Genomic DNA, 11,546 nt, shown 5'->3' on the forward strand with positions numbered 1-11,546 from the left:
CTGTGCCCCGTCGCCTTGTCTGGCCGGCGGCCACCCTCGTGCTGGCCGCCGCGGCCGTACTCAGCCTCGCCGTCGGCACCCGCGCCGTACCGCCGTCCGCCGTGCTCGACGCCCTGCTGTACGGCGGCGGTTCGCCGGACGCGCTGGTCGTACGGTCGCTGCGGCTGCCGCGCACCGAGGTCGGGCTGGCGGCCGGTGCCGCGCTCGGCATGGCCGGGGCGGCGCTGCAGGCCGTCACCCGCAACCCGCTCGCCGATCCCGGCATCCTCGGACTGAGCCAGGGGGCCGCGGCCGGGGTCGTCCTGGCCATCGCCCTCGGCCTCGCGAACGGCTTCGGCGGCCACGTCTGGTACGCCTTCGCCGGCGCCGTCGTCGCCGCGTGCCTGGTGTACGGCATCGCGGCGCGCGGCCGGGGCGGGGCCTCGCCGGTGAAGCTGGCGCTGGCGGGGACCGCGCTGTCGGCGATGACGGCCGGGGCCACGACCGTCGTCCTGACCTCCAGCTCCGCCACGCTCGACCAGTTCCGGTTCTGGCAGGTGGGCGCGCTGAGCGGGCGGGACGCGGGAACGGTCGTACGGATGCTGCCGTTCCTGGCCGGCGGGGCGGTGCTGGTGCTGGCCTGCGCGCGGGGGCTGGACGCGTTGGCGCTGGGGGACGAGACGGCTCGGGCGCTGGGGCACCGGGTGCGGTTGGTTCGGGGGGCCGCGGCGCTGGGGGCGACGCTGCTCACCGCGGCCGCGGTGGCCGCGGCGGGGCCCATCGCCTTCGTGGGACTGGCCGTACCGCATCTCGCGCGGCGGCTGGTGCGCGGCGGGTATGCGGCGGTGCTGCCCCTGTCCGCCTTGCTCGGGGCGGCGCTGCTGCTGGGCGCGGATGTCGTGGGACGGGTGGTGCGGGCTCCGGCGGAGGTGCCGGCGGGCGTGATGACGGCGTTGGTGGGGGTGCCGGTGCTGGTGGTGCTGGTGCGGCGGCGAGGCACGGTGTCCTGATGACCAGACCGACCGGCCCCGGCCCGGCGCCCGGCCTGACCCTCCTGCGCCCCCACCCCCGCGTCTCCCTGCTCCTCCACCGCCGTTCCGCCGTCGTCGCCCTCACTCTCCTCGGGCTCCTCCTCACGGTGACGCTGGCCTCGGCCTGCCTCGGCCAGACGTACCTCCCGCCCGCCGAGGTCTGGCACACCCTGCGCACCGGCTCCGGCCCCCACGACCTCGTCGTCAATGAACTCCGCGTCCCCCGTATCGCCGTCGGCGCCCTCGTCGGCGCCGCACTCGGGCTGGCCGGGGCTCTCGTGCAGACCGTCACCCGCAATCCGCTGGCCAGCCCGGACGTCATCGGCGTCGGGCACGGGGCCGCCGCCGCGACCGTGCTCGCCCTCTCGACCGGCGCGGTGAGCTCGCCGGGCGCCATGCCCGCCGTATCCGTCCTCGGCGGACTCGTCGCGGCCGCCCTCGTCTACGTGCTGGCCTGGCGGCACGGTATGCAGCCGAGCCGGTTCGTGCTCACCGGCGTCGGTATCGGTGTCGCGCTCTCCGCCGTGGTGCAGCTCTACCTCACCGACAGTGACCTGGAGGCCGCCGAGCAGATCAAGCTGTGGCTCACCGGGAGTCTCAACGGGCAGGGCTGGGCGCAGGCGGCGCCCCTGGCCGCCGTACTGGCCCTGTCCCTGCCCGCCCTGGTGTGGGCGAGCCGTGCGCTGCGGCCGCTCGGGCTCGATCCCGAGACCGCGGCCGGACTCGGCGTACGGGTGGACCGGGCGCGGCTCGGCCTCACCGTGCTCGGCGTCGTCCTCGCCGCCACGGCGACCGGCGCCGCGGGGCCGATCGGGTTCGTGGCGCTGACCGCCCCGCAGCTCGCCCGGCGACTCACCCGTACGCCCCAACTCCCGCTCCTCAACGCCGCGTTGACGGGCGCGGTCGTCCTGGTCGCCGCCGACCTCGCCGCCCGTACCCTGCTTCCCCCGCTGGAGATCCCGGTCGGCGCGCTCACCGCCCTGGTCGGCGGGCCGTATCTGCTGTGGCTGCTGGGGCGTCGTACGGCGACACGCTGAGGGCCCCGGAGCGGTGCGGCTCCGGGGCCCTCGGGCTCTTGCGGTGGGCGTCAGATGGTCGCCGTGTCGATCACGAACCGGTACCGCACATCGCTGCTGAGCACCCGCTCGTACGCCTCGTTGATCTGCTCGGCTTCGATCAGCTCGATCTCGGCGCCGATGCCGTGCGCGGCGCAGAAGTCCAGCATCTCCTGCGTCTCGGCGATGCCGCCGATCATCGAACCGGCGAGGGTCTTGTTGCCGCCGATGAGCGAGAACAGGTTCAGGGCGATGGGCTCCTCGGGGGCGCCCACGTTCACCAGGGCGCCACCCGTCCTCAGCAGGCTGAGGTAGGCGCCGAAGTCCAGCGGCGCGGAGACCGTGGAGAGGATCAGGTCGAAGGAGCCGGCGAGCTCCTCGAACGTCTTCGGGTCGCTGGTCGCGTAGTAGTGGTCGGCGCCCAGCTTCAGGCCGTCGTCCTTCTTGCGCAGCGACTGCGACAGGACGGTGACCTCCGCGCCGAGCGCGTGCGCGATCTTGACGCCCATGTGGCCGAGGCCGCCCAGGCCGATCACGGCGACCTTCTTGCCCGGCCCCGCACCCCACTGCTTGAGCGGCGAGTACGTGGTGATGCCCGCGCACAGCAGCGGCGCGGCCACGTCGAGGGACAGGCCGTCGGGGATGCGGACGACGAAGTTCTCGTCGACGACGACCTTCTCCGAGTAACCGCCGTAGGTCGGCTCACCGTCCTTGCCGATGGCGTTGTACGTGCCGACCGAGCCACCGGTGCAGTGCTGCTCCACGCCGGCCTTGCAGTTCTCGCACTCACGGCAGGAGTCGACCAGGCAGCCGACGCCCACGCGGTCGCCGACCCGGTACTTGGTGACCCCGGGGCCGACCTCGGAGACGATGCCCGCGATCTCGTGGCCGGGGACCATCGGGAAGATCGCCTCGCCCCAGCCCTCGGTGGCCTGGTGGATGTCGGAGTGGCAGATACCGGCGAACTTGATGTCGATCAGGACGTCGAACTCGCCGACCTCACGGCGCTCGATGGTGGTGCGCTCCAGCGGAGCCTTGGCGGCGGGTGCTGCGTATGCGGCAACGGTGGTCATGCCGGGTTCTCCTAGAGGGGTCCTGCGCCCGGCTGCCTTCTGACTTGCTGCTCGTTCGTCCGGGCACGGCATCCAGCCTGCGGGAACGCGCCGGAGTCACCCAGCCCTCCGTTGTACGTACGTCCGCTGGTCCTACCACTGGCGGGGACAGGATCGTGTGCGTACGACCGGGAATACTTGAGGCATGGACGACAATCCCGAATCCACGGCGGGACCCGCCGCCGACCCTGGTGCCGACCTCGGTGCCGGTCTGGACCGGCGCGCCGAGCTCAGCGAGTTTCTGCGCACCCGGCGTGCCCGGCTGAAGCCGGAGGACGTCGGGCTGCCGGACTTCGGGCGGCACCGCAGGGTGCCGGGGCTGCGGCGCGAGGAGCTGGCGCAGCTGGCCGGGGTGTCCGTGGCGTACTACACGCGCCTGGAGCAGGGCAACGGGCGGAACGTCTCGGCGGAGGTCCTCGACGCGATCGCGCGGGCGCTGCGGCTGAGCGACGCCGAGCACGCGCACCTCACCCACCTCGCCAAGCCCAAGCAGCACAAGAAGAAGCAGGTCCCGCGGACGGAGCTGGTGCGGCCGGCGCTGCGGCAGCTGCTGGACTCGATCGACGGCGTGCCCGCGTACATCTCGGGCCGGCGCTCCGACATCCTCGCCTGGAACCGGATGGCGGCGGCCGTCTTCGGCGACTGGTCCGAGCTGCCGCCGCAGGAGCGGAACTGGGCCCGGCTGGTGTTCCTGCGGCCCGAGTACCGCGACCTGTTCGTGGAGTGGGACCAGAAGGCGTACGACATGGTCAGCTACCTGCGCATGGACGCCGGCTGCCACCCGGACGACCCGCTCCTGTCCGCCCTGGTCGGCGAACTCTCCGTCAAGAGCGAGGAGTTCCGCCGGCTGTGGGCCACCCATGACGTCAAGGAGAAGAGCTACGGCGTCAAGCACATCCGGCATCCGCTGGTGGGCGGGCTGACCCTGAACTTCGAGTCGTTCCGCCTGTCCGACGGCACGGAACAGAGCCTGATCACGTACCACGCGGAGCCGGGGTCGCCGTCGGCGGAGGCGTTGCGCCTGCTGGCGAGCTGGGGCGCCGACGCCACGAAGGCGGGGGCGGCGGGTACGACGGGTACGACGGGTACGGGAATGTCGGCGCCGTCGGCGTGACGGGCCAGCCACGCCGCTGCCCGTGCGGTGGGGTGGCGCGGCTCAGCGGCTGCGGCCCTCGACCGCCGCAGCGATGTCGTCCAGGTCCTTCGCGACCGCTTTGCTCACCGCCCGTGCGCCCACGCCGCCCATAATTCTGGCGAGCAGGCGAGTGACGCCGCCGGAGGCCACGGCCGTGAACGTCATACGGACCGTCGTCGCCGACGCCCCGTCCGGCCGCAGCAGCCACTCCGAGACGTAGTGGCTGCCGTGCGACTCGGCCTCCACCACATAGCGCTCGGGCGGCTCGCAGGCGGTCACCCACATCTCCTCGGTGGCTTCCTTGCCGAACATGCGCCGGGTCTCCCGCCACCGCGTACCGACGCCGAAGCCCCCCTCCGTGAGGACCTCGACGCGCGTGACACCGCTGATCACGTCCGCCATGCCGCCCAAGTCGGTCATGGCTTCCCACACGCGACCCTGACCTGCGGCGATGCGCCGCTCCACGACGACGCTTCTGCTGCTCGTGCCACCACCGCCATCCATGACACCCATGAAAGCAGTGGGGTCCGACAACCGCAGGACGAGCGGGCGACGACGGCACGACGACCGCAGGACGACCGAGCGCGTCAGACCATCTCGGGTTGCGGTTCCGGCCTCGGCGCCGGCGCGGCCTTCGGCTCCCACACTTTGGTGGTCCGCACGTAGCCGTAAACAACGGAAAGCATCGCCAGAATGAGCATCGGTCCGAACACCCACGGGTGCGTGGCCATTTCCATCGCAAGAAAGCGATACGACACCAAGAGCGCGGCGAAGACCATCGAGCCGTAAGCGACCAGCTGGATTCCCGACCGGTCCCAGCCGCGTTCGTGTGTGCGCAGAGTTGCCTCGACGGTGAGCACGAACACCACGCCGGCAATGAGATCCACACCGTAGTGGTAGCCGAATCCCAGCGTCGCGCCGAGCGTGGCAATCAGCCAGAACGTGCCTGCGAAGCGCAAAATGCGCGGGCCCTTGCGGGAATGAATGAAGATCGCGGTGGCCCATGCGGTGTGCAGGCTGGGCATGCAATTGCGAGGAGTGATCTCGTCGTAGGGCATCGCGTGCGGGGTATTGAGGGGCGGCGGCACGTCCGGCCACAGGTTGGCCAGCGCCCAGTGCCCACCGCCGGTGCCGAATGCGCCGGTGCCGTAGGCGAAGACCGGCCCGACCACCGGGAAGATCATGTAGATGGCCGGCCCGAGGAGGCCGATCAGCAAGAAGGTGCGCACCAGATGATGGCTCGGGAAGCGGCGCTCGACCGCCACGTGGCGCAGCTGGTAGAGGGCGATGACGACGGCGGCCACCGCGAGCTGGACGTAGACGAAGTCGAGAACATGGGCGCCGACCGGGCCCATGGCCCTGACGGCCCGGCCCGCCACCCACGACGGGTCGCCCAGCGCGTGATCGGCGGTCGCCAGATACGGGTCCAGCACCGTCGGGCGGGTCTTCGACGTGATGAGCAGCCAGGTGTCGCCCGTCTTACGGCCGGCCACCAGCAGCAGGCCCAGCCCGACGCCCTTCAGCAGCAGGACGCGTTCTGCGCCGGTGCGGCGTGTGACCGCGATGACGGCACAGCCCAGGATCACCCACAGCGCGCCGTTGCCGAAGGGGTGGCCGTCGGGCGTCCTGATGTCGAACACCCAGCGCACCAGCACGAAGACGACGTCGATACCGATCGCGGCACCGAGGGCGATGAACCGTTGCCGCCAGGTGAGCACCACCATCGTCAACGCCATACTGGCGTACAGCAAAAACCCTGATTTAGGGGCGAATATCACCTCTTGCGCCTGGCAGGTTATCGGCCCCGGTAGGCCGTACTGGCGCGCGGCGATCTCCAGGGCGATGGCGAATCCGAGTGCCGTTGCGCCTGCCGTGGCCCACAGGATGATTCTGCGTCTTGGTCGGGGAAATGCCCGCGAGGATATAGGTATCAATTGTGGTGTTTTGGTCGATTTGATATGTATTGTTTAGGCGGGTCGCTTTTCCTGTCGAATGGCATCTTTTTCCGGTCGAGGTGGGCAATAGGGGCGATCGTTCGTAAGTTCGATCATGCTAGCCGAGGGGAAATCCCATGCCCATGCCTCGGTCAGGAATCGGCGTGCGGTCGTGAAGGGAGAGGGCATTCCCGGGGTGGACGTTTCCATTCCGGTGCGGGGTGAGGAGAGTGGTGAGGGAGTGGTGAGGGGAGTGGTGAGGGGAGTGAGGGAGCGCTCCCACGCCCCGACTTCACCGCCGTGGACGGCCAGCGGTGTTGCCCGAGCTCTTCTGGAAACCCATCAGAGCCCGGGCATCTTCATGCGCCGGCTCGAAGGCGTGGCCGGAGGCCGGTCAGCCTTCCGCCGGTGCGACACCGATCGGGCAGGACACCCCGGTTCCGCCGATCCCGCAGTAGCCCGCGGGGTTCTTGTCCAGGTACTGCTGGTGGTACCCCTCCGCCGGATAGAACGTCCGACCCTCCGCCGGAAGGACCTCGGTCGTGATCGTGCCGTAGCCGGATCCGTTCAGGACCTGCTGGTACGACTCGCGGGAGGCCTCGGCCGTCTCGGCCTGGTCCGGGGTGTGGGTGTAGATCGCGGAGCGGTACTGGGTGCCGACGTCGTTGCCCTGGCGGAAGCCCTGGGTCGGGTCGTGGGCCTCCCAGAAGGTCTTCAGGAGACGTTCGTACGAGATCACGCTCGGGTCGAAGACCACGCGGACGACCTCGGTGTGGCCGGTCAGGCCCGAGCAGACCTCTTCGTAGGTGGGGTTCTCGGTGTGGCCGCCCTGGTAACCGACCAGAGTCGTCCACACGCCCGCCGGAAGCTGCCAGAACTTGCGCTCGGCACCCCAGAAGCAGCCCAGACCGAAGTCGGCGACCTCGAGGCCCTCGGGGTAGGGGCCGAGCAGCGGGTTGCCGAGGACCGTGTGGCGGTCGGGGACCGTGAAGGCCGGCTCGGGGCGGCCCCGCAGCGCCTGCTCGGGGGTGGGCAGGACGGGCGTACGGCCGAAGAGCATGAGGGTTCCTTCCTCGCGGGACTCACGGGACGCGTGGGCCTCTCGGACCTCGCGGGCCGCGGCCACGACTGCGGTACGGCGGCGGGGGTGCCGCCCCGCCGGGCGGTACCCCCTTCAACATACGGGCGGGTCCTCGGATTCCACCCCGCGCCCTCACCACGGTGAGGCTGCGGCTCAGTGCGGCAGCGTCGCCGGGCTGCCGCCGTTCGCCTCGTAGCCCGCCACCGCCAGCGCGCGGTAGACCGCGAACTCCGCGGCGGGGTCGGGGGAGAGGGTCCAGGGGAGCGCGCCCACGTGGCCGTCGACCGCTATCAGCTCGTTCATGGCCTCCGCCCAGCGTTCGCCGCGGACCAGGAAGAAGACCAGCAGATGGCGTACGTGCGCCAGCATCGGGTCGTCGGGGCGGGCCGCGTGCACCGCGTACAGCGCGCCGTGGATCGCCTTCGTCACGACCTCGCTCTGGTAGAAGCCGCTGACCAGGTTCACCTCGGGCAGATGCTCGAAGACCGCGAAGAGCGGCATCGCGGCGAGGAGGGAGCCCTGGGGGGCGCGGGCCGCGGCCGCCTCCGCGAAGTCGTAGGCCAGCTTGCGCGAGCCGTGCCACTTCTCGCACCAGTAGTGCAGGGCCGCCAGGTGCGCGCCCATGTGGGTCGGGGCGCGGTCCAGGATCTTCAGCCAGAGCTGCTCGAACTCCGGCTGGGAGTAGGCGAGTCCGCGCGCGACCGACAGCTCGATGATGTACGGGATCGGGTCACCGGGGGCGAGCAGGGCGGCGTCGCCGCACGCCGACTTCGCCTCCTCCATGATGATCCGGAACTCGTCCGTGCCCGGTGTCGCCGTGCGCCACGCCTGCTGTACCAGGAACTCCGCGTGTACGGCCGCCCCGCCCGCGTCCTTGGGCTGCTCGGCCCGCCACACCCGCAGCCACTGGCCGCCCGGCGACTCGCTGACTCCGCCCGGATGCTGCTGGAGCTCCAGGGACGCGGCGCCTGCGAAGGCCTGCACCCGCTGCCAGCGGACCTCGCCCTCCGCTTCTGTGCCGGACAGCAGCTGCGAGGCCGCGCGGTAGTCCTGGGTGCGCTGCACCAGATCCAGGACGTCCAGCAGGTCCTGGTCGGGGCCGGGCATGCGGACGTCCAGCTCCTCCTGCCGTACGAAGCCGTAGTTCGCCGGGTCCGCGGCGTCGGGGTGGCCCGGCGGGACCTGCTCGATCATGCCCCGGCGGCGCCTCATGAACGGCACCAGCACGAAGCCGATCATGACGAGCGCGATCAGGACCCAGAGAATTTCCATGCCTCCAGCGTTCCAGACGCCACTGACAATTGGCCAACGTGTTGCCTCCGGCGGTTGGGCGGGGGGTGCCTGCGGCGGCCTGTTGCTGTGGGGTGGGGGTGCGCGTAGCGCGTGCGGGTGGGGTGTGGGTCGGGGCCGTGCCGGGGGGTGTCCGTCCTCGGTCCGGTGGTGGGCCTTGGGCTGGAGGTGCCGTGTCTTGACACCGGACTCTGCGGGCGGACACCCCCCGACACGGCCCCTTCCCGCCGTACGCGACCGCGGGCCCGTGGGGCTACGCGCCATTCCCGGCCAGCCACAGCAGCCCGCGCCGCCGCAGGCAGCCCCCGCGCCGCGACTGCCCGCGCAGCTGCGGGCAGTCCCCGCACTGCCATGGCCCGCGCAGCCGCGGGCAGTCCGCACACCGCCGCAGCCGCGTAGCTGCGGGCAGTCGTGCCGCTGGGGCGGCACGGGTGGGCGCAGCGGCACCCCGTTAGCGCCGGGCCGGGCAACCCACCCCCGACCAGCCCCACGCCGGGCAACCCGCAAAGGGGACGGCACCTGTGACTCGGCCCTGCCGACGCAGTGACGCACCGCGGAACCATCAGTCGGTCTCCGCCAGCGGGGCTGGGTATCCGCCTGAAAACCCCGCCGTCCGGCATCCGGGCCGTTCGCGCATTACGCTCGGGGCCCATGAGTGACAGGCACATCAGTCAGCACTTCGAGACCCTGGCGATCCATGCGGGCAACACCGCCGATCCCCTGACCGGCGCCGTCGTCCCGCCGATCTACCAGGTCTCGACCTACAAGCAGGACGGCGTGGGCGGCCTGCGTGGCGGCTACGAGTACAGCCGTAGCGCCAACCCGACCAGGACGGCTCTGGAGGAGAACCTCGCCGCCCTGGAGGGCGGGCGTCGCGGGCTCGCGTTCGCGTCCGGACTGGCGGCCGAGGACTGCCTGTTGCGTACGCTGCTCAGCCCCGGCGACCACGTGGTCATCCCCAATGACGCATACGGCGGCACGTTCCGGCTGTTCGCGAAGGTCGTCGCCCGGTGGGGGGTGGAGTGGTCGGTCGCCGACACCAGCGACCCGGCTGCTGTGCGGGCCGCCATCACCCCTAAGACCAAGGTCGTGTGGGTGGAGACCCCCTCCAACCCGCTGCTCGGCATCACCGACATCGCCGCCGTCGCCCAGATCGCCCGGGACGCGGGCGCGAAGCTCGTCGTCGACAACACCTTCGCCACGCCGTATCTGCAGCAGCCGCTGTCGTTGGGCGCGGATGTCGTGGTGCACTCCCTGACCAAGTACATGGGCGGTCACTCGGACGTCGTCGGGGGCGCGCTGATCGTCAGCGACTCGGACCTGGGCGACGAACTGGCCTTCCACCAGAACGCGATGGGTGCGGTCGCCGGGCCCTTCGACTCCTGGCTGGTGCTGCGTGGCACCAAGACGCTGTCGGTGCGCATGGACCGGCACAGCGAGAACGCCACGAAGATCGCCGACATGCTCACCCGCCACGCGCGCGTGACGCGCGTTCTGTACCCGGGGCTGCCCGAGCACCCCGGTCACGAGGTCGCCGCCAAGCAGATGCGGGCGTTCGGCGGCATGATCTCCTTCCGGGTCGCCGGTGGCGAGGAGGCGGCCGTCGAGGTCTGCAACCGGGCCAAGGTGTTCACGCTCGGCGAGTCCCTGGGCGGAGTGGAGTCGCTCATCGAGCACCCGGGACGCATGACGCACGCGTCCGCGGCCGGCTCGGCCCTGGAGGTACCCGCCGACCTCGTCCGCCTCTCCGTGGGCATCGAGAACGTCGACGACCTCCTGGAGGACCTCCAGCAGGCGCTCGGCTAGTCAGGGGCCTTGCGGGAAGGGCTCACCAGCCCGTCAGCGGTGGAGTCGTCTCCGAGGGCGGCTCCACCCACGGGCGGGCCATCAGCGCCCACACCACGAACGTCACCGTCGCGGCGAACAGCAGCAGCCACATCAGCCGTACGGCTGCCGTCCTGCGGCGCAGCATGCGGCCACCGCGCCGCACGACCTCCGGGTACAGCTCCGGGGGCATCGGCGGCGGCGTGCGCTCCATGATCCGCCGTGCGGCCGCCTCACGTTCGGTGCGATTCATGGCGATGCCGCCTTCGCTTCGAGCACGGTCGGTGCCGGGCCGCGCGGCGGATGCAGCAGGGTTGCCGTCGCCCGGTCGCAGATCGCGTGGACACGTTCCCGGGGGAGGCCGAGCAGGGCCGCCGCCTGTTCCTCGGCGACACCCTCGTACAGCCGCAGGACCAGGATCAGGCGTTCCTGTGGCGAGAGCCGGGCGAGCGGGCTGTCGGGGTGCGGGCGGGACCGGCCGAGGACGCCCAGGCCGCCGTACTGATGCCAGGCGGCTCGGGAGAAGCGGGTGGCCAGGTACTGGCGGGCGCGGTCGTACGGGTCCTCGCCGCGCAGCCGGTCCCAGCTCGCGTACGTGTGCGCGAGGGACAGCGTCAGCAGGCGCCGCGCGCGCGGGTTGTCGTCCGGTGGCTCAGCGGTGAGCAGCGTGGCGGCATGCAGCAGCCGCCCTGCCGCGCCCGCGACGAACGCCTCGAACTCCCGGGCCCGGCGGGCGTCCTGCTCCGCACGCCGTCGTCCCACCGCCCCTCCCGCCTTGAGCGCCCACCAGTTTCATATGAGGCCAGCGGCGACCCAGGGTCAAGAGCCGGGAACCGATCACATGAGCACGCGCGCGTATGCAGCTTGGGGCTTCACGTCTCATCACCCAGCCCGTGCGGCGTTTGAGGCCGGGGCCGCGCCGTCCCTGGCGCCTCCCGCTCGCTGGTGGCTGGGCCTCGTGGTGCCGGGTGTCGCTGCTCTGCGCAGGGCTGCGTCATTCGGCCCGTCGGGCGTTTGAGGCCGGGGCCGCGCCGTCCCTGGCGCCTCCCGCTCGCTGGTGGCTGGGCCTTGTGGTGCCGGGTGTCGCTGCTCTGCGCAGGGCTGC

At 71.5% G+C, this 11,546-nt stretch carries 11 protein-coding genes; 4 read left to right on the plus strand and 7 right to left on the minus strand.

Annotation, left to right across the window (positions count from 1 at the left end; all coding sequences use genetic code 11):
- The first annotated feature begins 2 nt into the window (after positions 1 to 2).
- Entirely contained in the window at positions 3 to 989 is a 987-nt protein-coding gene (locus tag ACIREI_RS24380; RefSeq protein ID WP_403336433.1) for a FecCD family ABC transporter permease, read from the plus strand.
- Positions 989 to 2,047: a FecCD family ABC transporter permease gene (locus tag ACIREI_RS24385; RefSeq protein ID WP_403336436.1), complete on the plus strand. Its 1,059-nt coding sequence runs from the start codon at positions 989 to 991 to the stop codon at positions 2,045 to 2,047. Before ACIREI_RS24380 ends, ACIREI_RS24385 begins: the two co-directional genes overlap by 1 nt.
- A gap of 50 nt (positions 2,048 to 2,097) precedes the next feature.
- Here ACIREI_RS24385 and ACIREI_RS24390 read toward each other — a convergent pair whose 3' ends face one another.
- A complete protein-coding gene (locus ACIREI_RS24390) occupies positions 2,098 to 3,138 on the minus strand; it encodes an NAD(P)-dependent alcohol dehydrogenase (protein WP_403336439.1) in 1,041 nt (346 codons plus the stop codon).
- A gap of 184 nt (positions 3,139 to 3,322) precedes the next feature.
- On the opposite strand from ACIREI_RS24390, the gene ACIREI_RS24395 reads away from it, so the two are divergent.
- On the plus strand, positions 3,323 to 4,291 hold the full coding sequence (locus tag ACIREI_RS24395) for a helix-turn-helix domain-containing protein (protein WP_403336442.1): 969 nt from the start codon (positions 3,323 to 3,325) through the stop codon (positions 4,289 to 4,291).
- 42 nt (positions 4,292 to 4,333) lie between these two features.
- Here the strand turns inward: ACIREI_RS24395 and ACIREI_RS24400 are convergent, their stop codons facing one another.
- The 4 genes from ACIREI_RS24400 to ACIREI_RS24415 form a co-directional block, all read right to left on the minus strand.
- The gene (locus tag ACIREI_RS24400) at positions 4,334 to 4,825 is read right to left on the minus strand and encodes an SRPBCC family protein (protein WP_403336444.1); all 492 of its coding nucleotides are present in this window, start codon (positions 4,823 to 4,825) and stop codon (positions 4,334 to 4,336) included.
- Between the two features lie 74 nt (positions 4,826 to 4,899).
- Positions 4,900 to 6,198 (minus strand): phosphatase PAP2 family protein, encoded by a 1,299-nt coding sequence (locus ACIREI_RS24405; protein WP_403336767.1) that lies wholly within the window; start codon positions 6,196 to 6,198, stop codon positions 4,900 to 4,902.
- Between the two features lie 442 nt (positions 6,199 to 6,640).
- Complete coding sequence (gene msrA, locus ACIREI_RS24410; protein ID WP_403336447.1) at positions 6,641 to 7,306, minus strand: peptide-methionine (S)-S-oxide reductase MsrA; 666 nt, start codon at positions 7,304 to 7,306, stop codon at positions 6,641 to 6,643.
- 174 nt (positions 7,307 to 7,480) lie between these two features.
- Entirely contained in the window at positions 7,481 to 8,599 is a 1,119-nt protein-coding gene (locus ACIREI_RS24415) for a hypothetical protein (RefSeq protein ID WP_403336450.1), read from the minus strand.
- Between the two features lie 669 nt (positions 8,600 to 9,268).
- Between ACIREI_RS24415 and ACIREI_RS24420 the strand changes: the two genes are divergently transcribed.
- Positions 9,269 to 10,423 carry a cystathionine gamma-synthase gene (locus ACIREI_RS24420; protein WP_403336452.1) on the plus strand — a complete coding sequence of 385 codons (1,155 nt, stop codon included), beginning with the start codon at positions 9,269 to 9,271 and terminating at the stop codon, positions 10,421 to 10,423.
- A gap of 22 nt (positions 10,424 to 10,445) precedes the next feature.
- On the opposite strand, the gene ACIREI_RS24425 is transcribed toward ACIREI_RS24420, so the two are convergent.
- A complete protein-coding gene (locus ACIREI_RS24425) occupies positions 10,446 to 10,694 on the minus strand; it encodes a hypothetical protein (RefSeq protein ID WP_403336455.1) in 249 nt (82 codons plus the stop codon).
- On the minus strand, positions 10,691 to 11,203 hold the full coding sequence (locus ACIREI_RS24430) for a sigma factor-like helix-turn-helix DNA-binding protein (protein ID WP_403336458.1): 513 nt from the start codon (positions 11,201 to 11,203) through the stop codon (positions 10,691 to 10,693). The genes ACIREI_RS24425 and ACIREI_RS24430 overlap by 4 nt, the downstream gene beginning before the upstream one ends.
- Positions 11,204 to 11,546: the final 343 nt, after the last annotated feature.

Source organism: Streptomyces sp. NPDC093591 (genome assembly GCF_044764885.1).
GTDB lineage: Bacteria > Actinomycetota > Actinomycetes > Streptomycetales > Streptomycetaceae > Streptomyces.

Bases quoted from the DNA above. Each gene is read 5' to 3' on its own strand.
- ACIREI_RS24385 (WP_403336436.1), top strand. From the start codon at position 989: ATGACCAGACCGACCGGCCCCGGCCCGGCGCCCGGCCTGACCCTCCTG.
- ACIREI_RS24390 (WP_403336439.1), bottom strand. From the start codon at position 3,138: ATGACCACCGTTGCCGCATACGCAGCACCCGCCGCCAAGGCTCCGCTG.
- ACIREI_RS24395 (WP_403336442.1), top strand. From the start codon at position 3,323: ATGGACGACAATCCCGAATCCACGGCGGGACCCGCCGCCGACCCTGGT.
- ACIREI_RS24400 (WP_403336444.1), bottom strand. From the start codon at position 4,825: ATGGGTGTCATGGATGGCGGTGGTGGCACGAGCAGCAGAAGCGTCGTC.
- msrA (WP_403336447.1), bottom strand. From the start codon at position 7,306: ATGCTCTTCGGCCGTACGCCCGTCCTGCCCACCCCCGAGCAGGCGCTG.
- ACIREI_RS24415 (WP_403336450.1), bottom strand. From the start codon at position 8,599: ATGGAAATTCTCTGGGTCCTGATCGCGCTCGTCATGATCGGCTTCGTG.
- ACIREI_RS24420 (WP_403336452.1), top strand. From the start codon at position 9,269: ATGAGTGACAGGCACATCAGTCAGCACTTCGAGACCCTGGCGATCCAT.
- ACIREI_RS24425 (WP_403336455.1), bottom strand. From the start codon at position 10,694: ATGAATCGCACCGAACGTGAGGCGGCCGCACGGCGGATCATGGAGCGC.